We start from the raw sequence: 21,022 nt of genomic DNA, 5'->3' as shown, positions 1-21,022 counted from the left end.
TCGCATCGGCCTGCGTTGTGTCGGGGAGCCCCCTCGGCTGACCGTTGTCGTCGATCCCTCAGCGGATGATCGTGACGGGCAATGAGGAGGAAGTGGAATGCCCGGCGATCTCGTCTTTCTGGATCAGCTTCAGGTCGTAGACACCGGCCGGGATGTTGTCGGGGAGGGTCAAGCGATAGTTGATGAAGTAATCACGTCGGCGGTGTCGGCAATAATCCTCGGCGGGGTCGAGCGGCGGCGTCCAGACCGGGGCGCCGCCCTGGCTCGGGACCAGCTCGATCCGGGAGGACAGGTTGCTCCGGAAGGCCTCGCCCGACTGAGTGTAGCGGATGCCCGAGAGCTCGGAATACACGATCAGCGACTGGCCGGCCTTGAAGGCGTTCGTGTCGACGGGCTCGAAGTTCCCGAATCCGCTGACCTTCCGGCAGAGCTGGAGTTCGGTGATCTCGAGCGGAACCTTGTCCTCGAGTGTGGTGATGGCTTCGCGGATATCGACGGCCCGCGAGTGTTCGTCGGCGGCCCGATGTCCGCTGGCGACGGCGAGGGCCGTCGTGACGGCCTTCCACGTCGGGTGGTCGGCCGAGTCGTTGTCGCCCGTCGCGTCGAGGACGTCGAGCACCCTGGCGCGGAGCGACCAGGGACCGGAGGCGGCGTCGGGGCTCCCTTCCCGTTCGTGGACGAGGGATCGGAGCCGCTCCAGTCCCTTGTTCCACCGTTCCCTCGGTGTCGGCGGTTCGGGCGTGGGCTTCTCGGGGTCGATCGAAGCCGGGGCGTTCGTGTGATCCTTCGACGGCGTCGCGGCCGTCGGCACCGTGTTCAGTGCGACCTCGATCGGCTTTGCTTCCGCATCCGACGAAGGCGGCTTCGGGACGCCCGTCTTTTCCGAAGCGTGGTGATCCTCCGCTGGTTCGGGCTCGGACGTGGTGTCGATGTGTTTGATCAACTCGGCCTGCATCAAGGCCTCGTCGAGCAAGGGCGTTGCCGTCGTGGCCGAGTCGTCCGAAGACCCTCCCTTCGGCAAGGGCGGGAGCGGCTCCGCCGGCTGCGACAGAGGGACCGAATCGGCGTGAGGATCCTTGTCGGGCCCTGCCGTCGCGTCGACCGGGTTGGGCACGTGGATCGGCACGACGTTGGGACGAGGCATCGGGAGTTGCTCACAACCGGCCGCAAGGGCCGTGATGAGCAACATCCAAGCGAGACCGGCGCGGCCTCGCCACGATTGGCATCCTTCGAGCATCGGACGGCCCTTGATTCGGCCCGAAACGTCGGACGAGAGGCCCGGCGCGTTCGGAGTTGAGATGGGTCGGGACGTCGCGATGATGTACCCCATCCTCGGGTCGCCGACAAGCTCAAAACTCACCGACCGTCCCCACGAAAGGCCCGCGATCCGCCGCCAGTGCCGCGATCATGCGGCGCCGCCTTTCGCATCGTTGACGCTCGATTTGGTTGATCCGTCGTGCCTCTTCGAGCGTGATCCTCCAGAACCGGACCCGGTCCGTAGGCCGGATCTGCCCAAGTCGCCCGAGGTCCGCGGCGATCACGTTCGCGACGTGGGGATAACCGCCGATCGTCCCCCCGTCGACCCCCAGCACCAGCAGTCGACCCCCTGCCAACTGGATCGCCCCAGGGACCACCGGCATGGACGGGCGGTCGTCAACCGGGAGGATCGAAGGGGCCGGCCCCTCGAGCCGAAGGCCCATCCGATCGGACGACTTGCCGACGATGAATTCGCCGTCAAGCCAGTCGGAGGTCCCTTCGACGCTCGACGCGTCCGGGCCGTCGATGACCCGGAGCGGGGCCTCGGTCGGCACGCGCCAGGTCGCCTCGGACGGGCAACGTCCCGGAGTCGAGCTTGGGATTGCGGGGATCATCATCCCGGCACTCAAAGGCTTGTCGGAGGAGCGGCTCCCGAGCACCGACGGCGTCCTCCAACCGCCGGCGACCGCGAGGTACATCCTCGCGCCCGAAGGGGTGCCCCCGATCGACAGCGTCTCTCCTTGGAAGATCGTGTGGCACTGGGCCGTCGCGAACCGGCGCTCTCCGCGTGCCTGGCCGGAGATGGTGACGGACATCGGCGCGCCTGCCCAGGCGATCGCGAGTGTTTCGCAGGCCTCGTAGACCCCGCCCAGCATCGTCAACTCGAGCGTCGAGCAGTCGGGATCATTCCCGAGGAGCGCGTTGGCGAGGTCCGAAGCGTCCCGATCGAACGCCCCGCCCGCCGGGATTCCCCACTCGCGATAGCCGACCCGACCGTGATCTTGGACGGTCGTGAAGACTCCCGGACTGATGACGCGCAAGCCCATGTCAAGCGAAACCTCGCATGGCAATGTCGTTTCGTTCCAGGACCGCGCGGACGCAGCCGGCGTTCTCGATCGCCCGGGGGTCGTCGCCGTGGATGCAAAGAGTCTCCACCCCCTGGTCCACCAGGCGGATCACCTGGGCTTCGATTTCCAGAGGATGTCTCAGGAGCGCGTCGGGGTTCGATCTGGGGATGAGGCTGCCATCTTCGTGATACCGCCGGTCGGGGAACCCTTCGGAGATGAAGCGAATGCCGGCCGACCGCGCGACGTCCTCGATCACGCTCCCGGGTTGGCCGACGATGGCAAGTCCTCGGGGACGCACGGCGTTGACGACACCGACGGCGATCTCCGGGTCGCGTTGGGCCTGGTTGTACAGGGCGCCATGGGGCTTGACGAATCGGGGCTCGACTCCGACGACGCGGGCGACGCCCTCGAATGCGGCGAGTTGTTCGTTCACGATCCGTTCGACGTCGGCCGTAGACGCCTCCCGCTCGGCGCGTCCGAAGGTTTCCCGGTCGTCAAACCCGGGGTGGGCCCCGACGATGACTCCGCGCGCCTTCGCACCGCGAAGCGCACGGACCAGGGTCATGTTGTCCCCGGCATGGCCGCCGCAGGCGACGCTGGTCGAGGTGACCAGACACAGGAGGGCGTCGTCGTTGGGGAACCCTTCCCCCAGGTCGGCATTCAGGTCGATGACTTTCTCAAGAGTGCTCACAAGCTTTCCCCTTTCCGATCGGCGAACTCGTCGGGGCCGATCGAGTTGAATCGGATCCGGTCGCCCGCCCGGATCGGGAAATGACCGCGTTCGACGTCGACGATGCGGAGCGGCGTCCTCCCGAGGAGTTGCCAACCACCCGGCGAGGCCGTGGGATAGATCCCCGTCTGCCGACCGGCAATGGCGACGCTTCCCTGGGGTACGCGGACCCGGGGCTCCGCACGTCTCGGGAGTCGGTCCAGACCCTGCGGGAGATATCCTGCGTAGGGAAAACCGGGTTGGAAACCGACCGCGTACACGTGATAGTCCCGGCCGCTGTGCAATGCGATCACGTCCACTTCGCTCATCCGGCACACGCGGGCAACCTCGGCGAGGTCCTCGCCGTCGTAGAGCACCGGGAGGCAAATCCGACGCCCCAGAGCCGCCGATCTCGCTTCGAATTGAACGCCGATGAGTTCTCTCTCGAGCCGGACGAGGTCGACCCTCTCGTCGTGGACGTGGACCGCCGCGGTCCGATAGGCGACGACCACATCCTCGACGCCTTCCAGGTGCCTTGCCCGGACGGCCTCGGCCCAGGCCGCGGCCTGGACTTCGTCCGGAAAACGCGCCAGGAACGCCCGGTCTCCCAATGGCTCGAGGTGGATCATAAACGTACGTGACGAGGGGTTCGGGGACGAGCGTCGCGTCAAGGCCCCCGATTGTCGGGGAGTGGCGACACAAGTTGTGTCGGTTCGCATACAATTCTAGCGGAAGGCCGCGCCCCGATCGCCCACCGGGTGCCCGTCGATCCGGCGGTTGGTGGCGAATCTCGAACGGTCGGACCGACCGAGAGGAAGGACGAGCATGGTCGTCGTGACCCTGACACTGGGCCTTGCGTTCCTGGTGGCGACGACTCCCCCCGGGGTCCCGGCGTCGGCCGCCGATGCGGTGGTCCTCTCGGATGGAAAGGTCGTCCTCGGTCAGATCCTGGAGCCCTCCCCTCGGGGGACGTTACGCTTCCAGGTCCGTCGCGATTGGGCCAGGGAGAACGTGCCGGTTTGGTTCGCGCGTTGGGAGACCGCCGAGGCTCCGGGCCTCCGTCGGGCGTTCGCCCAACGTCGCGATCGCCTCGCCGCCTGGCGTCGCGATCGAGAGAAGTTCGCCGGGCCTGATGATAAGATCCTCGAATGGCTGGGACGCGAGCTGATCCGGCTCGAGGATCCCGACGGCCCTACGCCCGCCATGCTCATGGTCGTGAACCTGAACCGGGCCGGTCTCAAGTCGATCGTGAAGCGTCCGGGAAAGTCGGCGGAGATGCTTCGACTCGGATGGCTCTCGGGGGTCTCCGACGTCGAGACTCGGCCCGTTGACTCCCTGGCCGACTTCCTGGAGGGACGCGGGTTCGCCCTCGTGGAGGGTTCAAGCTCAAACCTCGACCGATTGAGGCCTCTGGCCCTGGAGACCGACGCTCAGTGGCTCGCTCGACGGGCGGCGACCGAGGTGCTCCATGACTCCGGGACCCGGTTCGTGCGAACCGGGACGTTCGTCCTCCCGGAGTCCGAGCCCGGACAGCCGTTGACGATCGGGTCGGCCGTGGGCGCACTGGGAGACCTCAAAGCGCTCATCGAGGACAAACCGACCGACCCGCTCCTGGATCGCCTCCGCACGGTGGCGGGCCGAGGGGGCGTCGGGGCGGTCGTGACCCAACTCGATGTCGGAGTCGGCAACTCCGTCCGGGTGGAGTCGACGCTTATGGTACGGCCCGGGGCTGATCGCTGGATTGCGTTCGGCTCGCGAGCTGCGGTCGTCGATCCGCGGAATCTCAAGAATGATGCCGGAGGAGAGCTTGCCGACGATCCCCAGGTGAAGGCGGCCTTCCGCCTCGTGGAGTCGATCGGACTCGGCCCGATCCCCGAGGAGTTCAGGCGACAGAGTCTGAACGCCGGGGCGGCCACCCAACACGCAATGGCCGAGGTCCGCTCGCTCTATCAACGCGACCTGACCGATCTCGCCTTGCCGATCGACGACAATCCTGCGCCGGCGAAGGATCCTGCGGCGAAGGCCGATGAGCCGGTGGACGCCGATCGGCCCGAGGGAAAGTCCAATTGAGCCGCCATCCTCACCGGGGTATCCTGGGCGGCGCCCGGGCGTGCAAAACCGTCCGGCCAATCTAGCCTTCCAACATCAACGCGTGAGAGGCGCGAAAGGGTCCCGCCGATGGGGTTATTCACGGGGAAGAAAGGGCTCGTGCTGGGTGTTGCCAACGACTTCAGCATCGCCTGGGCGATCAGCCAGAAGTTGTTCGACGAAGGGGCCGAGCTCGGCTTCACCCACCTACCGGGCGACAAGATGGAGCGCCGGGTCCGGAAAGCGGTGGACCAGTTCCAACCGAAGCTCATCACCCCCTGCGATGTGCAAAAGGACGAGGATGTGGCGCGGGCGTTCGCCGAGGCCCGCGAGCTGCTCGGCCCGCTCGACTTCGTCATCCATTCGATCGCGTTCGCGCCGATGGACGACATCAAGTGCAACTTCGTGAATGCCAGCCGTGAGGGCTTCAAGACCGCGATGGACATCAGCGTGTATTCGCTGGCGATCGTCGCGCGGCATGCGGCCGAGTCGATGCCCAACGGCGGGGCGATCGAGACTCTCACCTACTTCGGCGGCGAGCGCGTCGTGTCCGGCTACAACCTGATGGGTGTCTGCAAGGCCGCCCTCGACGCTTCGGTCAAATATCTGGCCTACGACCTCGGGCCCAAAAAGATTCGCGTCAACGCCGTCTCCGCCGGTCCGGTCAAAACCCTGGCAGCGAGCGCGGTCGGCGACGCCGACAAGCTTGCCGGCCTCTACGAGGCGGTGGCTCCGATGCAGCGGACCGCGACCCGCGAAGAGGTCGGCGCCGCGGGGATGTTCCTGCTTTCGGACCTCGCCAGCGGGATCACCGGCGAGATCCTCCACGTCGACTGCGGTTACAACGTGATGGGCTCTCCGGGTCGCGCCCTCGAGGCCGCCGAGGCGGCCAAGAACGGCTGACGAGTCCATCCGTGCCATGACCAGTCCCCTGGACGAAACCGAGCGGCCGATTCGCGTGGGTATTGCCCTGGTGGGGCGGGCGGGTTACTACCTGATCCGTCAGCGCCCGCCGGGCTCCGCGATGGCCGGGTACTGGGAGTTCCCCGGCGGGAAGTGCGAGGCCGGGGAATCCCCAGAGGACGCGACCGTACGAGAATGCCGAGAGGAAATCGGCCTGGGGATCGTCCTCGGGCCGCTCCGCAGACGAATGACCCATCGCTACCCCCACGCTTGGGTCGAACTATTCTACTTCGACGGCACGACCGAGTCTCCCGAGGCCGAGCCGTCGGCCGAGACCGGTTTTCGATGGGTCCGCGCCGGGGACCTCCCCTCGCTCACGTTCCCCGAGGCGAACGGCCCGATTCTCGAAGAGCTGGCGGACGAAGCCCGGGCCACGTAGCAACTCCGATCTTGATCGATCGGCTGGGCCGGAGCCCGCAAACGACGAGGTTCCCATGGGCGATCAGTGGCAATTCGCGTTTGCGGTTTTCCCTCTCGCCCTCTACCTCTACGCCCTGGGGTACTGGCACGGCGGACGACACCCTCGCGTCGTCTCCGGCACCACCGACCATGCGTTCCTCGCCTTCGGGATCGGCGGCCTCGTCCTCTTCGGTCCCTTCGGCCAGACCATGGTGCGCACGTTCTTCCGAACGGCGAACCTCCAGGCCTGGCTCGCCCTCACGTCGGCTTACATCTTCGTCGCGATCTTGATCTCTCGGAGGGCGTCGCGAAACCTGGTCGTCTACCACGTCGACCCTCGGTCGCTCGACGCTGCGCTCCGCGAGGCCTTGCTTCGCGTCCCCGGCAACTATTCGAGGACCATGCAAGGTTTCGAGGACCCGGCGACACGTCGAGGCGTGACCGTCTCCGCGTCGTCCAGGCTCAGGACGGCGACGATCACGGCCTTCGGCGACGACCCGAGCGGGCTCATTCAGGAGATCTCGCTCCCCCTCCGCCATCAGCTCAACGTCGTCGTCTTGCGGCCGTCCCGGCTCGCCTGGCTGTTACTCGGGTTCTCGGCCCTGGTCCTGATCCTGCCCACGGCCGGCTGGTTCCTCAGCCACCCGCACGCTCGCGAGACGCTCCGGCTGCTGCTCAAGCCACTCTCGGGGAAATCGTAATTGAAGCGGATTCACCACGAAGGCACAAAGGGCACAAAGGTAAAATCAAAAAGAGAACTCTTTGATTGATTCGATCTGAACTTTGCGTCCCTTGTGGTGAATCCCCTTCCGCTTCCCCCCGGCTCAAAAACGGGCTCGGCCCGGCGACGTCGCAGAGGATGCGACGTCGCCGGGCCGAGTTGGATTCGAGCTTTCGATCCGATCAGGGGATCGGGTTCGGGTTGAGGGGGATCGGTGGCTCGCGCTCGACGACCTTGTCGATCAGCCCGTATTCCCGGGCCTCTTCGGGGGACATGAAGCGGTCGCGATCCGTATCCTCTTGCAGCTTCTCCAGGGTCTGGCCGGTGTGGTGCCGGTAGATCCCGTTGAGCTGATGCTTCATGCGAATGAACTCTTCGGCATGAATCAGGATGTCGGTGGCGGTCCCTTCCATGCCGGCCAGCGGCTGGTGGATCATGATCCGGCCATGCGGCAAGGCGTTCCGCTTCCCCTTCGCGCCTGCGGCGAGGAGCAACGAGCCCATGCTGGCACACTGGCCGAGGCAGTAGGTGGCGACGTCGCAGGAGACCCACTGCATCGTATCGTAGATGGCCATCCCCGCGGTCACGCTGCCGCCGGGGCTGTTGATATAGAGGTGGATGTCGGCCTTGGCATCCTGGTGCGCGAGCACCAGCATCTGGGCGACGATGAGGTTGGCCACGTTGTCGTCGATGGCCGAACCCAAGATGATGATGCGGTCTTGGAGCAGGCGGGAATAAATATCCATCGCCCGCTCTTCGCGCCCGCTCCGCTCGATCACGATGGGGATCAGTGGCATGGGAAGGTCTCTTTCCTGGTGAGGATCACGAGTCAGTTGGCCGGGGGCGTGTGGGCCTTCACTTCACTCGCGGGGATGTGGCCGACCACCTCATCGACGATCCCATATTCCTTGGCCTGGATGGCCGTCAAGTAGCGGTCGCGCTCCGTGTCCTTGGCGATCCTCTCGATCGGCTGGCCGGTGTGCTTGGCCAGGATTTCGTTGATGTCCTTGCGGTTGGCGAGGATCTCTTGCGCCTGGATCTCGATGTCCGAGATCTGGCCGCCCACCTGCCCGTAGGGCTGGTGGATCATGACCTTGGAGTGGGGCAGCGCGTAGCGACGGCCCTTGGTCCCGCCGGCCAGGAGGACAGCCCCGCCCGAGGCCGCCATGCCGATGCAGTACGTCGACACTGGGCAATCGATGAACTGCATCGTGTCGTAGATCGCGAGGGTGCTGCTGACGCTCCCTCCCGGGCTGTTGATGTAAAAACTGATCCCCTGAGTTCGGTTCTCGAACTGGAGGAACAGGAACTTCATGACCGTGTTATTGGCCACGGCGTCGTTGATCACACCCTCGAGGAAGACGATCCGGTTTTCCAGGAGCAGATCGCCGAGGGTCATCTGGCGCTGGCGCGCGTAATTTTGATAGCGCTGAAGGGACGGCTGCGCGAGTGGGTGTTCGGCATACATGGGCGGCAATCCTTCGTGATCGTAGCCCCGCCGCGCCCGAGAGACGCGGGCGTGGCAGGGCCTTCGTGGTCATGTCGAGACGACCTGACGAACGTGTCAGCCGATCCGATCCATCATCATCCCTGCGAGGCCTCACCCTCGGAGGATTCGCCAGCCCCCTGCCCTTCGGCCGAGCCCGACACGGAGGTCTCGGGGGCCTCGTCGCTGGCAACCATCGTGGTCGCCGTCTGGTCGAGGGTCTCCACCGCCGATTCTTCCTCGGCGGCCGCGACTTCCTCGAACACGACGAACTCCAGGATCCGGTCGAGCGACTTCCGCTCGAGGATCTGCGAGGCAAGGACCTCGGCCAGCCCTTCCTTTTCGATCCGAGCTCGAACTCGCCTCGAGTTCTCGTCGGATCGGGACGCAATGGCCTCGATCTCGTTTTCGAGGTCCTCGTCCTCGACCTTGATCTCCTCCGCCTCGGCGATCTTGGCCAGGAGGAAGAACTCCTTCAGGCTGCGGAGCGTCGACTCGTGAGCATTGGCGCGGATCTGGGCCTCGCTGGCGCGGATCTCCGACTCGCTGAGCCCCTGCTCTTTCAGGTCCATCACGAGTCGGCGGAGCGTCGCCTTCTCCTGGCGGCCGACGAGGTCGGCCGGCAAGTCGAAGGGCGTCGACTCGAGGAGCTGCGTGACGACGTCGCGGCGAATCGCCTTCATCTGCGCCGAGCGATGCCGACGCTCGAGGACTTCGCGGAGGGCCTTGCGCAGGTCCTCTTCGTCGTCGAAGCCGATGCTCTCGAAGAACGAGCGATTGGTCTGGGGCAGGCGGAGTTGCTTGAGGTCGTGGACCTGGAAGGTCACGTCGATCGTGTTCCCGCGAAGGCTGGGGTCGGCGGAGCCGGACCCGATGTTCGCTTTCGCGTCGCGGGTTTCGCCCGCGGTCACGCCGACGAGGGCCTTGCCAACCTCGGGGACCGCTCCATCCTGGAAACGAAGCTCGGGCTGGAGGCGGAATTGAATCTCTTTCGCCTCGTTGAGCGTCGTCCCGTCGCGATGGAAGCGAAGGTCGGCCGTGATGAAATCGCCGATCTCGGCCCCGCCTTCGAGCTTCGGGACGAGCTTCGCGTGCTGCTCCAGGAAGAGCTTCAACTGGCCGTCGATGTCGGCTTCGCTGATCGTCCGGTTCGGCCGCTTGACCTTCAAGGCCTTGTAGGCCGGAAGCGCGAACTCGGGACGAACCTCGAGGTCCATCTCGAACCGCATCGGCCCGGTGTCGGGAAGCTCGATCGCCGCGATGTCGAATTGCGGCTGCGAGATGGGATTGAGTTTATACGACTCGTCGAGCTGCTCGAGGCAAGCCATCAGGAGGGTGGACTTCACCTGCTCCGAAACTTGCTTGCGAAACCGTCGTTCGACGAGCTGCTTGGGGGCACGCCCGGGTCGGAAACCAGGGACGGCTGCCTCTTTCTTCATCGACCCGAGCGATTCATCGAACTGGCGATCGATATCCGCTCGGGAGATGGCGACTTTGAGATGTTTCTTACAGGGCCCGACGTCAGAGATTTGAACGTCGAGGTCGAGCTTCTGCCCAACCGATTGGGTCTCGGTTGCCCCAATTTCGTCAGCCGTGCTGACGGAAGATTCGTGGTCGTGCTCGCCCGTGCTCATCAAAGGCATCCTCAGAACAAGTCGGGCTGGGATGGCTTGAGCCGCCATCACGCACCCGACGCGCTCCGAGCGTAAGCCGCCAGCCTTTGAATGGCAATCCACAAAGAGCGGGAGATGGGATTTGAACCCACGACAACCACGTTGGCAACGTGGTGCTCTACCCCTGAGCTACTCCCGCGTGAACCGTGTCGCCATTGTCAGGCAAGACTCTCGAAGAGTCGTCTGCCAATTTCAACTCCCTCGTGTCGAGGTAGACCTACTATAAACGAGCCGGTCGCGAATTCAAGAGGCCTCTCCAAAAATCCCGCATGGGTTCCTCCCGCCATCCTTAAAGCCATGCGTCGCAATTTCTCGGGGCCAGGTCGGTGTTCGCCGCGGTGTCGATGTCGACCATCCGCAGCCTCGATGGCGGCGTTGTCGCAAAACTTGGATCGTGAGCTCCGACCTCGCCCCGAGGGCCTGGCTCCCCGCAACGTAGGAGCTCAGCGGCGGGCCTTCTTGCCGGGCAACGGGAGCGGCTGCATCTGCTGGAGTTTCTTCGAGGCCTCCAGGCCTGCGTCCGGGCGGGTCTCGTCGACGACCGGTTCGGAACTGCCTCCACCCCCACCACAACCGGCCACGGCGGAGAGAAGTAGTACGACGAGGCCGACCGACGTCAGTCGAACGAAGTGCATGAAACAAATCCTCTCGGATAGGTCGAAAAGGGAGAAGAAGGCCGGGCGTTGCAAACGCCCGGCCTTCGTGCGTGAAATCGATTCGTCGACGAAACGTGGAGAGAGGGCTCAGCCTCCGAGCTTCTCTTCCCAAAACCGGGGTAGAGGGTTTCTAGGAGTCGAGCCCTACCTTTGCCTCTCGACAAGGCCGAACTCGAATCAATACGAGTCGGCGCTGACGACCTCGCCACCCGCCCTGGTTCCCACCGCCCACCACGTCTGGATCGCGATGGTGTCCTTGAAGAAGCGGACGGACCCATCGGCCATGCACGCGTTCACGCCGCCGGGGTGGTTGCTCCCCACGGTGATCGCGTCGATGGCCTGGCCCGGGGGATAGTTCTCCGCCATGCAGGAGATTCCGTTGGGCGTATTGACGTGCGTATGCGTGTTGAAACGTAGGGTGTTGGCGTGCGAACCCGCCCAGACCGCACCGCCGATCCAGGAGTCGTTCACCAACCCGGCGGTCGTGGTGGTGCCGGGCAAGCTCCGGCAGGACTGGACGAAGGCCAGAGCTTGAACGCTTCCACCGGTGTCGGCCGTGACGGGGCCCACGGGGCCGAAGGTCACGCGCTTCGCGTCCGCCGAGCTAAGCGAGACCGTCACGTCGCCGGGACCCATGCCGACGAGGCGCTCGCTGAACGCCACCGTGTTCGACGTGCCGTCGACCACGCTCTCGAGGCCGATCGTGCCCAACTTCGTCGGGTAGTTCGTCCCCACCGCCGTCTGCCCGGCCACTTCCCTCATGGGGATGATGACACCGCTCCAGGTCGCCATCGATGCCGGGCCGCCGACGTTGGCGCTGTAGTTCGTCCAGGAGGATTCGAGCCATGGCCCGAGGGGCTTGCTCTCCGACGGGCAAATGAACGTCGCGACCCGCGCCCGGCACACGGTCTGGTAGTTCTGCGGCTGGTCGGCTCCGAACGAGTAGTTCGCCGCGTTGGCCAACTGCTGCTGCTCCATCATCGGCATCAGCGACGCGGCCCAGCCGAGCGGCCAATTCCCCCAGCCGGGGCTCGCGACATGGCCGGGGAGCCACATGTTGCCGCAGAGGGGCGGGAAGGTGTTCTGCTGGGACACATAGTTGTGCAGCCCCAGGCCGATCTGCTTGAGGTTGTTCACGCACTGGGCGCGTCGGGCGGCTTCGCGGGCCGCCTGCACGGCCGGGAGCAAGAGGGCGATCAAAACCGCGATGATGGCGATGACCACGAGCAGTTCGATCAGCGTGAACCCGGTTCGTCGACGCAGAATAGTCATGCGCATAAGTGCAATTCCCTCCCGCAAGGGGTCATGAAAAAGGATCGAGACGCAAGACAGACAGGTCCCGGGACCGGCCCTCGAAAATGGGATGGTCCCGCGGATCTCTCGAACGTTCAGAAATCACACAAATCCCACAGCCCGACGAATGCCGTTATGGGCGATTCTTTATATCCCACGGATTGGCGGGAAAAGGCGGTGGCTGTGGATACCGGAAATTCGCCCCTCAGAGTTGTCTGAATACGGCGCAGCACCATCCGCCATCGATGCGTCGGGGTTGACCGACGCCCGATTCGTCAGGTGGCGTGACGCGCAACTCTCCACTCTCGACCAATTCCCCCTGTCGGGGTCGTTGACCGTGAATCCAGTCCTTCAAGCTGGGCGGATTCGACGAACTACCGGTGGCCGCGGTCCGAAACCGAGGTGAAGGGAGGTCATCGCGTTGAGCGATACCCGCCCAACGCCGACGTCGCAGAAACCCGTCGAATCGCCGTGACGTCCCCTCAAGATCTCGAGTCTGGAAACCTGGGACGCCCAGACCAACCCTTCTCGTTCTCTCGACTTCCATCCCGCGAAGGCCGGGCTCGGCGAAACCCTCAATCAATGCGGCTCGCTCTAAATAGGAAGGGGGAGTGACCCGATTCAACCCTCGATCCCCGAGTTGCGCCTTCACTATATTAAATATAATACTTCGCCGTCCAGATCAAGCGTTGCCTTCTTCGGCTTTCCATTTTTTTTGAAATGGTCGTCGGAAGCAGCCCGCAAGGCGTTGAAAATCGGCGTGAGTAGGAAAAAGGCTTTGTAAAGCGATCGTCGGGGCGGATCGCTCACCATGATTTCGAGGAAACGTCAGGCCCGGATGCGTCTTGCTTGCATGGCCTCGATGAAGCCTCACCGCTCGAGCTTGCCCGTCAATCGATGCATTCTTGCGTGAAGCGGTGTGTCTTGAGCGACGGGTGAAGACACGACCGTATGACCTGGAGAGCGGGAGCTCGCCTGCCTCGTCTCTTCCCCAAGGTGGCGGTCACCGTTGCCATTTAGGCGTGTAAATCTGCGCGAATGTCCCGGATTCGTACGAACTCCTCCCCATCGGGCGCCTGATCCCCTCCTTCGGCCCACCGTGAACGAATGGCTTCGGCATCTTGAATGATCTCCCGAAAAAAACTCTTGACTAAAAATCCGGGAGGTTCTAAAGTCCGGCCGCGGTTCGTCCCACACGGAAGTGGGCGGACCGGCGTGATGGCACGGCTTGGTTCTCGAGTTGTGTCCGGGGGTTCTCCCCGCGTCGGTGAGCAAGGAGGCAGGTCGATGAGGCGAACGTACGCAAGGCGCGGCGAGGCCGTGCTCGCCCTCTGGGCATTCACGGCACTAGCCCTTCTCGGGGCGGGCCTGCCCCTGCCCAAGAAGAAGCGAAGCGAACCGCCTCCGCCCAAGGTCGAAGAAGCCGTCGGTGACGCCGCCTTCATCGGCTCCCCCATGGACATGAGACTCGAAGGCGTGGGGCTCGTCGTCGGGCTCGATAATACGGGCGGCGACTCCCCGCAGTCCTATTACCGCACGACGCTCATCAACGAGATGCGGAAGGCGCAGGTCGACAACCCGAGCAAGTTGCTGACCGACCCGAGCGTCGCGATGGTCATCGTGCGCCTCAAGGTGCCGGTCGGGACGACCACGAGCGACCGACTCGACGTCGAACTCGAGCTGCCGCCGAACTCGAATACGAAGAGTCTGGCCGGGGGTTACCTCCTCACCTGTCAGCTCCGGGAGACCCTGATCGCCAAGGGGGGAGAGGTCAAGGAAGGTGCGCCGCTGGCCGTCGCCCAAGGGCCGGTCATGACCGGGACCGAGGCGAAGCCGGACAATCTCAAGGTTGGCCGGGTGCTCGGCGCGGCGAGGGTCAAGAAGAATACGCCGTTCACCCTCATCATCAAGGAGAACCGGCGGAGCTTCCGAACGGCCGCTCTCCTCGAGAAGGTCGTCAACGACCGATTCCCGCAGCACGAGGGGGTCGACCTCAAGGGGGCGGCCACCGCGAAGCGGGATACGTTCCTCGAGCTCAAGGTCCCGAGGATCTACCACCATCATCACTACCGCTTCTTCCGGGTCGTGAAGCTCCTTCCGCTGGTCGACAGCCCGTCGCTCCGCGAAAAGCGGATGGAAATGTGGGGCAAGGATCTTCTCGACCCCCAGAAGTCCGGGGTTGCATCCTTGCGGCTCGAGGGCCTCGGGTCGTCGGCCATCGAGACCTTGAAGACCGGTTTGTCGAGCCCCAACTCCCAGGTTCGGTTCCTCGCGGCCGAGTCGCTCGCCTTCCTTAACGACGAGTCCGGCGCCGAGGTGCTGGCCCAGACCGCGGTGAAGACCCCGGAGTTCCGCTCCTACGCACTCGCGGCCCTGGCGGCGACCGACCAGCCGGCCTCCCGGATGAAGCTGATCAAGCTCATGGATCAGCCGGACGTGGAAGTCCGCTACGGGGCGTTCGACTCCCTCCGGACCCTCGACCCCGAGGATTCGTTCCTCGGGCGGGTCCGGGTCCTCGACCAGGAGCCCGAGCCGGAGGAGTCCGACTCGATGTCGATCGCGATCGCCTCGGTCAACCGTCGGCGAAAGCCGCTCAAGGAAGACCCGTTCGAGTTGTACGTCATCGATTGCGAAGGGCCCCCGCTCGTCCACGTCTCCCGGACGCGCCGCAATGAGGTCGTCGTGTTCGGACGCGATCAAAAGCTCCTGACGCCGATCGTGCTCCGGACCGGTCCCATTCTCCTGAACGCGGCAGACGGGGACGAGAAGCTGCAGATCAGCCGGATCGCCCCGACCCAGGTCGGTGATCTGGACACGAAGGTTTCCTCGAGGCTCGAGGTCGCCGACGTGCTCCGCGAGACCGCCAACCTCGGCGCCCGCTATCCCGACGTCGTCACGCTGCTCCAGGCGGCCTCTCGTCAGAAGAACATGGCCGGCCCGCTCGTCCTCGACGCTGTGCCGACCCCGAGCGCGCTCTACGACGAAGCCGCGATCCTCGGCCGCGATATGACCAAGAAGGACGACAACCTCAAGAAGACGAAGCTCGAGGAGCCCAAGAAGGGATTCTTCGGGCGCATGTTCGGCCCGATCTTCAAGCGTTGAAATTGCCCTCGACGCCCGGCGGCTGCTCTCGCCGCCGGGCGTTTTTCTTAGCCAATCCTCGCTTTCCCTCTATCCCTCCACGCCTACTCAGCCTGCCTTTTTGCCAGGATTCCTGTGCTCCTTCGATCTAGTCCTGGTCCATCCTAAAGTCGCACGCCGCGCCGTTCGAAAAATAGTCTTGACGGTCAGGTCCGCTACGGCAAGGAGGGGATGAGTGACCTCCTGGTGGTCCTAGGCCGGGCAACCCTCCGTGAGAGCGGGGAGTGTCTCGACCTTCGGCACAAGGGGCCCGGGATGCCGATCCCGACCCCGCCCGTGATCCGCACCGCCATCTCCTGATTCTTCATCAGCGGGTGCGGAGGAGCAGACGGGACGCCGGAGGTTGGGGGCGGGGTCGGAGCGTCTTGCACGATTGCCGTCTCTCGCGGACGAGTTCATCAGACGCTAGGCGTTCGAATTCGAGTCGCAGGGATGGGACTGTCACCGCGCCGACATTGGTTCAAACCGGAGGGGTGAGGAAACCTCCGAGGTCTCGCCCGGATAACGGGCGAGTGGAGACCTCCACTATGAAGAAAGTGTTTACAACCGGCCAGGTCGCGAAGATTTGCAAAGTCGCGCCTCGGACCGTTAGCAAGTGGTTCGATTCGGGCCGCTTGCGTGGATATCGGATCCCGGGCTCGCAGGATCGTCGGATCCCTCGCGAGCATCTGCTTCGGTTCCTCAAGGAGCACGGAATGCCCTTGGGTGATCTCGAGGCAGAGGTTTATCACAAGATCCTGGTTGTGGGGGCGGATGCCCCCATGCTGACCAGCCTCCGCGAGCAGCTTCGCGAAGGGGACGACTTCCGGATCGAGACCGCCGCGTCCGGATTCGAAGCCGGCATTCGTGCCGAGAGCTTCCACCCGGATTGCATCGTGATCGACATGGCTGTCGGCCGGATCGAGGCGGGTCAGATCGCCCAGAACCTCCGCAAGAGCCAGGACCACATCACCACCATCCTCGTCGCCCTGACGAGTGACGAACCCGGCGAGGAGCTCTACTCGCTCGGCTTCAACGACGCCTTCAAGAAGCCGTTCGACGGCGCCCTGCTCGCCGAACGAGTCCGACGCCTTATCTCCCAGAAAAAGGCCGAGGAACCCTGAAATAGACGCGAGATCCGCCGCTTAGTCGACGAGCCCGAGGTACGTCCTGGAATCGCCCAGGACGAGCCTCGGGCTCGTTCGCCTTTCCCCCCCGCCATCCCCCTGCCCCGATTTCCCGACGGCCCCGGCTCGCCGAACGGATCGCGATCGTTCATAATCGTCCGCCGTCCTGGCCACCGTCAGGAACCGGTCCCTCGTCGCCAACGGAGGGGTCCCGAGACATCAAGTTCGCCCCGCCTCGACTGGGACGCCGACACCGCGATGGCCGAGCCCTTCTATCGCCGATTCTGGACCCCTGTACGGCTCTCGACGGCCATCGGGCTCCTGTCGGGCCTCTCCGTCGTCTTGACGCTCGACGGCCCTGGGATCACGATCGACGAGCCCCTCGACGTCCGCCCCGGTCGGACGTACGTGGCCACGCTTCTCTCCCAGGGCTGGGGGTTCTTCCGTCCCGAGGTCGTTGAACGGGTGTTCCGAGACAACGCCGAGCATCCCCCGCTCGGCCGTTGGCTGCTCGGCATCGCCTCGACGCTCGGAGAACCCATCGAGATTGTCCTCGCGGGTGGCCGCGACCCGATCGGACTCTATTTGCTCGCCGGTCGGCTGGCCCCCACCACAATCTTCGCCGCGATGGTCGGCATGGTCGTGTTTGTCGGTTGCCGCCGGTACGGGAGTGCCGCGGGCGTTGCGGCTGGGCTCGGCCTGCTCGCCATGCCCCGAGTCTTCGCGCACGCGCACCTCGGGGCGCTGGACACCTTCATCGCCTTCTTCTGGACGCTGGCCCTCCTCGCATCCGCCAGGGCTCTGGATGCCAAGCGTCCCTCGTTGGCGATGGCCGGTGCCGGGATCCTCTGGGGCCTGGCCCTTCTGACCAAGATCCACGCCTGGTTTCTCCCCCCGATTCTCTTGATCTGGGCGCTCGCCCGATACCGAAAGCTCTGGGTGCTCCCCCCCTTCCTCGCCTGGTCGGCGACGGGCATAGCGACCTTTGCCCTCGGCTGGCCCTGGCTCTGGTATCACACCGGGGAGCGACTCGCGGCCTACTGGGGAACCGGAGTCGAGCGAACCTCGATCTTCGTACAGTACTTCGGACAGGTCTACGCCGACCGAGACATCCCCTGGCATTATCCCTGGTTTTACTTCGCGGCGACCGTCCCCGTGGGGTTGCACGCCCTTGGGCTGTTGGGGCTATCCCAGTCCTGGCGCGAGCGCCGGACCGATCCCGCGTTGCTTCTCCCGGCCGGGTCGATCGTCTTCTTCCTGACCTTGTTCAGCACTCGAGTCCCCGTGTATGACGGCGAGCGACTCTTCTTGATGGTCTTCCCGCTCTGGGCCCTCCTGATCGGCCGAGGTTTCCATTCCGCCTGGCAGTGGACTTCGTCGCGTCGAATCGCCCGAATCGGGCTCCTCGGCTTCTTCGTGGCGCAGGGAGCGGGGACACTGACCGTCCACCCGTTCGGCCTGAGCTACTACAACGCCCTCGTCGGCGGCCTTCGCGGGGCGGAACGCCTCGGGTTGGAACTCACCTACTGGAACGATGCGGTCGACCCGACCCTCCTCGCCCGGTTGGCGGCCGAGGCGGAGCCCAATGACCCGGCGGCCCTGGCCCCGTCGCTGTATCCGGGACAAGGTCTCGCTTCGACGACCCGGACGATGGCCCGGCTTCCGGTCATCCTCCGCGACGAGGACGCCGCGCTTCGCGCCCGGTGGGTCGTGGTCTCAAGACGTTCCGCCTACTGGAAACCCGCGCTCCGTCGTCGCCTCGAACAGGGCCGTCGGGTCGCGGTGCGGGAACGACAAGGGGTCTGGCTCTCGGGACTTTGGACCTTCTCGCCCGAAACCAACCCGACCTCAGACGCGTCGCCCCCGACGCCACGTCGTTAAAACCCAGCTATCCCCACTAGCCAAGGGGTCGACGATTTGTAAAATACGTTCAGAATGATTTGAAACAAGGACCGGCGACGTGGATGAGCTCACGCATTTCGATGACGCCGGTGCGAGCCGGATGGTGGACGTCTCCTCGAAAGCGGTGACGCTCCGCTCGGCGCGTGCCAGCGGGATGATTCGGATGGCGTCGTCGACCTTGGAGTTGATCCTGGACCGGCGTGCGTCAAAGGGTGACGTCCTCGAAGTCGCCCGGCTGGCGGGTATCCTCGCCGCGAAGCGAACCGGCGAGCTGATCCCGCTCTGCCATCCGCTAGGCCTCGATAGCGTCGAGCTCTCGTTCGTCCCGGTCGATGATTCCTCCCTCCGAATCGAAGCGACCGCCAAGGTGTCTGCGCGGACTGGTGTGGAGATGGAAGCGATGACCGCCGTGAGCGTCGCGGCACTCACGGTTTATGACATGTGCAAGGCGGTGGACCGGGCGATGGTCATCGATCAGATCCGCCTGGAAGAGAAGTTGGGGGGCCGGAGCGGCCACTTCCGGAGAGAACCGGGCTGACGCTCGCGAGCCAGGGAAAGGCGATAGGGGGTCGGGTCGTCGGAGACCCGACCGTTTTCAATCCGGTGAGAGCGCGCCGTCGCTCTTCCATTCCGCATCCGCACACGCAGCGGTCTGTCGACGGGCGAGTCGGCGGGATGATCGGGAGGCTCGGGATGTCCTCGCAATCTCTTGTGAAGTCAGAGGAAACCAGCCGCAAATTCGCGGCGATCTACGCTCCGATCGCCGCGGAACTGGCCGAGTCCGAGCAGATCTTCGCGGACGAGCTGGGGAGTCGATTCCCGTTCGTGCAACGCCTCGTCGAGCGCTGCGCCAAGTTCCGGGGCAAGCGGCTCCGCCCCGCCCTGGTGCTCCTCACGGGGCAGGCGTGCGGCGGCCTGCGGCCGGCCCACCCGGTCGTCGCCGCCGTCGTCGAGATGATCCACACCGCGACACTCGTCCACGACGACATCCTCGACGAGGCGAGCGTCCGTCGGCATGCGACGACGATCAACGCCGAGTGGGGCAACGAACCGGCCGTCCTCCTCGGCGACTTCCTCTTCACCCACGCCTTCCACCTCGCGGCCTCGCTCGACTCGACCCTCGCCTGCCGCTGGATCGGCCGCGCGACCAATATGGTCTGCGAGGGCGAGATGCAGCAGATTCACAACCGAGGGAACCTCGTCCTCGACGAGGAGACCTACTACTCGATCATCCGAGGCAAGACCGCCGAGTTGACGGCCGTCTCTTGCCAGCTCGGGGCCCACTACGCCGGTGCTTCGCCGGCGATCGTCACCGAGATGGAAGAGTACGGCCGAGACCTCGGCGTCGCGTTCCAGATCGCCGACGACCTCCTCGACCTCTGGGGCGAGGAGCGCACGACCGGCAAGAGCCTGGGGACCGACCTCGAGAAGCAGAAGCTCACCCTCCCCATCATCCGCCTTCTTTCGACCTCCACCCCCGCGACCTCCACCAAGGTCCGCCAACTCCTCGCCGAGGAGCATCCGAATCGGGACGAGCTCCGCTCCTACCTCGATGCCTCGGACGCCCTCGAATACTGCTGGGACCGCGCGAAGTACTACGCCGCACAAGCGCACTCGCGTCTCGACGGCCTCGACGAGTCGGTCGCCAAGGGGATCCTGCGGAGCCTCACCCAATACGTCGTCCGTCGCGCCTCGTGAACGGCCCATCCTCGCTCGCCAACGTGAAGTTTCCTTCCCGAATCGACATGATTTGAGGTCCTTCGCCTCGCCTGCCTTCCGTATGTGAAACCCTCCCCCCGTCGGTATTCCGTATTCGCAAAGCCAGAGATCCTTCCAACCTCCCGAGACACTTGCGGTTCAGTGCATAACCGCGCGTTTCTCAGTTCCCGGCCGGGAGGAGGATAGGTTTTCGGCTGCCCCGAATACGGAAAAATATTGCTGATACAGGAATGGTGTAATTTTCCTGGGCGGGAATTATGCTATGCAGGCGGAGAACGCACGCCATCGGACATGGCACTCGAGTCGATTCAAATAAGGATGCTTCAGATGGACGCCGAGAAAGCATCCCCCCTCCAAAAGAAGCTTTTGGCGCAGATGGTTCGTTTGGGTCTGAACGGCCAGAAGCTCGCGAAAATCTCGAAAGTGAGCGACTCCGAGATCTCTCGAATCCTCGCAGGCAAATCCCGGCCCGGGCTGGAAAACGCATTCCGGTTGGCGAAGGCCGTCGGGGTCTCGCTGGACTTCCTGGCCGACGACTCTCTCGAGTCCGACCCGGCGGGCCGCTCCGACCCGCTCTCGGTCGAGGAGCGGGAAGTCCTCGAGATGGCCCGGGCGATCGGGTGCTCGCGATCGGTGCGAATTCTCGAGAATATTCGGTTCGTCGGCTATGAAGCCGCGATGAGACGCATCCTTGATGCCAGGGCCGGCGCGGAGCCCGAAGACGGGCCTCGTATCCCTAGCCCACCCCCTAACACCCCGGTTGCCGCCACAAGCTCGGCCCGGGGGACCCCCGCCTAATCGAGCTTCTCACCCGGCACGCCCGCCCTTCCATCGCTCGTCTT

Annotated in this window: 20 protein-coding genes and 1 tRNA gene; 11 read left to right on the top strand and 10 right to left on the bottom strand. The window is 64.7% G+C overall.

Annotated elements, in window-relative coordinates; all coding sequences use genetic code 11:
- Nucleotides 1-58 precede the first annotated feature (58 nt).
- The 4 genes from ACYOEI_RS01320 to pxpB form a co-directional block, all read right to left on the bottom strand.
- On the bottom strand, nucleotides 59-1,144 hold the full coding sequence (locus ACYOEI_RS01320; protein ID WP_462847449.1) for a hypothetical protein: 1,086 nt from the start codon (nucleotides 1,142-1,144) through the stop codon (nucleotides 59-61).
- Between the two features lie 205 nt (nucleotides 1,145-1,349).
- Nucleotides 1,350-2,303 carry a 5-oxoprolinase subunit C family protein gene (locus ACYOEI_RS01315; protein WP_462847448.1) on the bottom strand — a complete coding sequence of 318 codons (954 nt, stop codon included), beginning with the start codon at nucleotides 2,301-2,303 and terminating at the stop codon, nucleotides 1,350-1,352.
- A gap of 1 nt (nucleotide 2,304) precedes the next feature.
- Nucleotides 2,305-3,015 (bottom strand): 5-oxoprolinase subunit PxpA, encoded by a 711-nt coding sequence (locus ACYOEI_RS01310; RefSeq protein WP_462847447.1) that lies wholly within the window; start codon nucleotides 3,013-3,015, stop codon nucleotides 2,305-2,307.
- Entirely contained in the window at nucleotides 3,012-3,662 is a 651-nt protein-coding gene (gene pxpB, locus ACYOEI_RS01305; protein WP_462847446.1) for a 5-oxoprolinase subunit PxpB, read from the bottom strand. The genes ACYOEI_RS01310 and pxpB overlap by 4 nt, the downstream gene beginning before the upstream one ends.
- Nucleotides 3,663-3,858: 196 nt before the next feature.
- On the opposite strand from pxpB, the gene ACYOEI_RS01300 reads away from it, so the two are divergent.
- The 4 genes from ACYOEI_RS01300 (at nucleotide 3,859) to ACYOEI_RS01285 (ending at nucleotide 7,184) form a co-directional block, all read left to right on the top strand.
- Complete coding sequence (locus tag ACYOEI_RS01300) at nucleotides 3,859-5,103, top strand: hypothetical protein (RefSeq protein WP_462847445.1); 1,245 nt, start codon at nucleotides 3,859-3,861, stop codon at nucleotides 5,101-5,103.
- A gap of 108 nt (nucleotides 5,104-5,211) precedes the next feature.
- On the top strand, nucleotides 5,212-6,024 hold the full coding sequence (locus ACYOEI_RS01295; protein ID WP_462847443.1) for an enoyl-ACP reductase FabI: 813 nt from the start codon (nucleotides 5,212-5,214) through the stop codon (nucleotides 6,022-6,024).
- Nucleotides 6,025-6,040: 16 nt separating this feature from the next.
- Nucleotides 6,041-6,463, top strand: a complete 423-nt coding sequence (locus ACYOEI_RS01290) for a (deoxy)nucleoside triphosphate pyrophosphohydrolase (RefSeq protein ID WP_462847442.1) — start codon at nucleotides 6,041-6,043, stop codon at nucleotides 6,461-6,463.
- A gap of 55 nt (nucleotides 6,464-6,518) precedes the next feature.
- Nucleotides 6,519-7,184, top strand: a complete 666-nt coding sequence (locus ACYOEI_RS01285; protein ID WP_462847441.1) for a hypothetical protein — start codon at nucleotides 6,519-6,521, stop codon at nucleotides 7,182-7,184.
- A 202-nt stretch (nucleotides 7,185-7,386) separates the two neighbouring features.
- On the opposite strand, the gene ACYOEI_RS01280 is transcribed toward ACYOEI_RS01285, so the two are convergent.
- The 6 genes from ACYOEI_RS01280 to ACYOEI_RS01255 all read right to left on the bottom strand — a co-directional run bounded on the left by ACYOEI_RS01280 (nucleotide 7,387) and on the right by ACYOEI_RS01255 (nucleotide 12,297).
- On the bottom strand, nucleotides 7,387-8,001 hold the full coding sequence (locus ACYOEI_RS01280; protein ID WP_462847440.1) for an ATP-dependent Clp protease proteolytic subunit: 615 nt from the start codon (nucleotides 7,999-8,001) through the stop codon (nucleotides 7,387-7,389).
- Nucleotides 8,002-8,033: 32 nt separating this feature from the next.
- The gene (locus ACYOEI_RS01275; protein WP_462847439.1) at nucleotides 8,034-8,672 is read right to left on the bottom strand and encodes a ClpP family protease; all 639 of its coding nucleotides are present in this window, start codon (nucleotides 8,670-8,672) and stop codon (nucleotides 8,034-8,036) included.
- A gap of 116 nt (nucleotides 8,673-8,788) precedes the next feature.
- Nucleotides 8,789-10,324, bottom strand: coding sequence for a trigger factor (gene tig / locus ACYOEI_RS01270; protein WP_462847438.1), 1,536 nt, complete (start codon nucleotides 10,322-10,324; stop codon nucleotides 8,789-8,791).
- Nucleotides 10,325-10,430: 106 nt separating this feature from the next.
- A tRNA-Gly gene (locus ACYOEI_RS01265) sits at nucleotides 10,431-10,502 on the bottom strand.
- A 304-nt stretch (nucleotides 10,503-10,806) separates the two neighbouring features.
- On the bottom strand, nucleotides 10,807-10,998 hold the full coding sequence (locus ACYOEI_RS01260) for a hypothetical protein (protein WP_462847436.1): 192 nt from the start codon (nucleotides 10,996-10,998) through the stop codon (nucleotides 10,807-10,809).
- 198 nt (nucleotides 10,999-11,196) lie between these two features.
- The gene (locus tag ACYOEI_RS01255) at nucleotides 11,197-12,297 is read right to left on the bottom strand and encodes a DUF1559 family PulG-like putative transporter (protein ID WP_462847435.1); all 1,101 of its coding nucleotides are present in this window, start codon (nucleotides 12,295-12,297) and stop codon (nucleotides 11,197-11,199) included.
- 1,302 nt (nucleotides 12,298-13,599) lie between these two features.
- Between ACYOEI_RS01255 and ACYOEI_RS01250 the strand changes: the two genes are divergently transcribed.
- The 7 genes from ACYOEI_RS01250 to ACYOEI_RS01220 all read left to right on the top strand — a co-directional run bounded on the left by ACYOEI_RS01250 (nucleotide 13,600) and on the right by ACYOEI_RS01220 (nucleotide 20,978).
- Nucleotides 13,600-15,414, top strand: coding sequence for a flagellar basal body P-ring protein FlgI (locus tag ACYOEI_RS01250; RefSeq protein WP_462847434.1), 1,815 nt, complete (start codon nucleotides 13,600-13,602; stop codon nucleotides 15,412-15,414).
- A gap of 210 nt (nucleotides 15,415-15,624) precedes the next feature.
- Nucleotides 15,625-15,753: a hypothetical protein gene (locus ACYOEI_RS01245; protein WP_462847433.1), complete on the top strand. Its 129-nt coding sequence runs from the start codon at nucleotides 15,625-15,627 to the stop codon at nucleotides 15,751-15,753.
- A 227-nt stretch (nucleotides 15,754-15,980) separates the two neighbouring features.
- Nucleotides 15,981-16,556 carry a response regulator transcription factor gene (locus ACYOEI_RS01240; RefSeq protein WP_462847432.1) on the top strand — a complete coding sequence of 192 codons (576 nt, stop codon included), beginning with the start codon at nucleotides 15,981-15,983 and terminating at the stop codon, nucleotides 16,554-16,556.
- A gap of 261 nt (nucleotides 16,557-16,817) precedes the next feature.
- Nucleotides 16,818-18,440: a glycosyltransferase family 39 protein gene (locus ACYOEI_RS01235; protein WP_462847431.1), complete on the top strand. Its 1,623-nt coding sequence runs from the start codon at nucleotides 16,818-16,820 to the stop codon at nucleotides 18,438-18,440.
- Between the two features lie 79 nt (nucleotides 18,441-18,519).
- Nucleotides 18,520-18,999 carry a cyclic pyranopterin monophosphate synthase MoaC gene (moaC, locus tag ACYOEI_RS01230; protein WP_462847430.1) on the top strand — a complete coding sequence of 160 codons (480 nt, stop codon included), beginning with the start codon at nucleotides 18,520-18,522 and terminating at the stop codon, nucleotides 18,997-18,999.
- A 155-nt stretch (nucleotides 19,000-19,154) separates the two neighbouring features.
- On the top strand, nucleotides 19,155-20,159 hold the full coding sequence (locus ACYOEI_RS01225; RefSeq protein WP_462847429.1) for a polyprenyl synthetase family protein: 1,005 nt from the start codon (nucleotides 19,155-19,157) through the stop codon (nucleotides 20,157-20,159).
- Nucleotides 20,160-20,507: 348 nt separating this feature from the next.
- Nucleotides 20,508-20,978 carry a helix-turn-helix domain-containing protein gene (locus tag ACYOEI_RS01220; RefSeq protein WP_462847428.1) on the top strand — a complete coding sequence of 157 codons (471 nt, stop codon included), beginning with the start codon at nucleotides 20,508-20,510 and terminating at the stop codon, nucleotides 20,976-20,978.
- Nucleotides 20,979-21,022 lie beyond the last annotated feature (44 nt).

The organism is Singulisphaera rosea (genome assembly GCF_054877945.1).
Note: the sequence above shows the minus strand (reverse complement) of the source record. Positions and strands in the feature narration are given on the sequence as shown.

What these genes read in the sequence shown, in the direction of transcription:
- ACYOEI_RS01320 (WP_462847449.1), bottom strand. Translation starts at nt 1,144, where the DNA reads ATGCCTCGTCCCAACGTCGTGCCGATCCACGTGCCCAACCCGGTCGAC.
- ACYOEI_RS01315 (WP_462847448.1), bottom strand. Translation starts at nt 2,303, where the DNA reads ATGGGCTTGCGCGTCATCAGTCCGGGAGTCTTCACGACCGTCCAAGAT.
- pxpB (WP_462847446.1), bottom strand. Translation starts at nt 3,662, where the DNA reads ATGATCCACCTCGAGCCATTGGGAGACCGGGCGTTCCTGGCGCGTTTT.
- ACYOEI_RS01300 (WP_462847445.1), top strand. Translation starts at nt 3,859, where the DNA reads ATGGTCGTCGTGACCCTGACACTGGGCCTTGCGTTCCTGGTGGCGACG.
- ACYOEI_RS01295 (WP_462847443.1), top strand. Translation starts at nt 5,212, where the DNA reads ATGGGGTTATTCACGGGGAAGAAAGGGCTCGTGCTGGGTGTTGCCAAC.
- ACYOEI_RS01290 (WP_462847442.1), top strand. Translation starts at nt 6,041, where the DNA reads ATGACCAGTCCCCTGGACGAAACCGAGCGGCCGATTCGCGTGGGTATT.
- ACYOEI_RS01285 (WP_462847441.1), top strand. Translation starts at nt 6,519, where the DNA reads ATGGGCGATCAGTGGCAATTCGCGTTTGCGGTTTTCCCTCTCGCCCTC.
- ACYOEI_RS01280 (WP_462847440.1), bottom strand. Translation starts at nt 8,001, where the DNA reads ATGCCACTGATCCCCATCGTGATCGAGCGGAGCGGGCGCGAAGAGCGG.
- ACYOEI_RS01275 (WP_462847439.1), bottom strand. Translation starts at nt 8,672, where the DNA reads ATGTATGCCGAACACCCACTCGCGCAGCCGTCCCTTCAGCGCTATCAA.
- tig (WP_462847438.1), bottom strand. Translation starts at nt 10,324, where the DNA reads ATGAGCACGGGCGAGCACGACCACGAATCTTCCGTCAGCACGGCTGAC.
- ACYOEI_RS01260 (WP_462847436.1), bottom strand. Translation starts at nt 10,998, where the DNA reads ATGCACTTCGTTCGACTGACGTCGGTCGGCCTCGTCGTACTACTTCTC.
- ACYOEI_RS01255 (WP_462847435.1), bottom strand. Translation starts at nt 12,297, where the DNA reads ATGCGCATGACTATTCTGCGTCGACGAACCGGGTTCACGCTGATCGAA.
- ACYOEI_RS01250 (WP_462847434.1), top strand. Translation starts at nt 13,600, where the DNA reads ATGAGGCGAACGTACGCAAGGCGCGGCGAGGCCGTGCTCGCCCTCTGG.
- ACYOEI_RS01245 (WP_462847433.1), top strand. Translation starts at nt 15,625, where the DNA reads ATGAGTGACCTCCTGGTGGTCCTAGGCCGGGCAACCCTCCGTGAGAGC.
- ACYOEI_RS01240 (WP_462847432.1), top strand. Translation starts at nt 15,981, where the DNA reads ATGAAGAAAGTGTTTACAACCGGCCAGGTCGCGAAGATTTGCAAAGTC.
- ACYOEI_RS01235 (WP_462847431.1), top strand. Translation starts at nt 16,818, where the DNA reads ATGGCCGAGCCCTTCTATCGCCGATTCTGGACCCCTGTACGGCTCTCG.
- ACYOEI_RS01225 (WP_462847429.1), top strand. Translation starts at nt 19,155, where the DNA reads ATGTCCTCGCAATCTCTTGTGAAGTCAGAGGAAACCAGCCGCAAATTC.
- ACYOEI_RS01220 (WP_462847428.1), top strand. Translation starts at nt 20,508, where the DNA reads ATGGACGCCGAGAAAGCATCCCCCCTCCAAAAGAAGCTTTTGGCGCAG.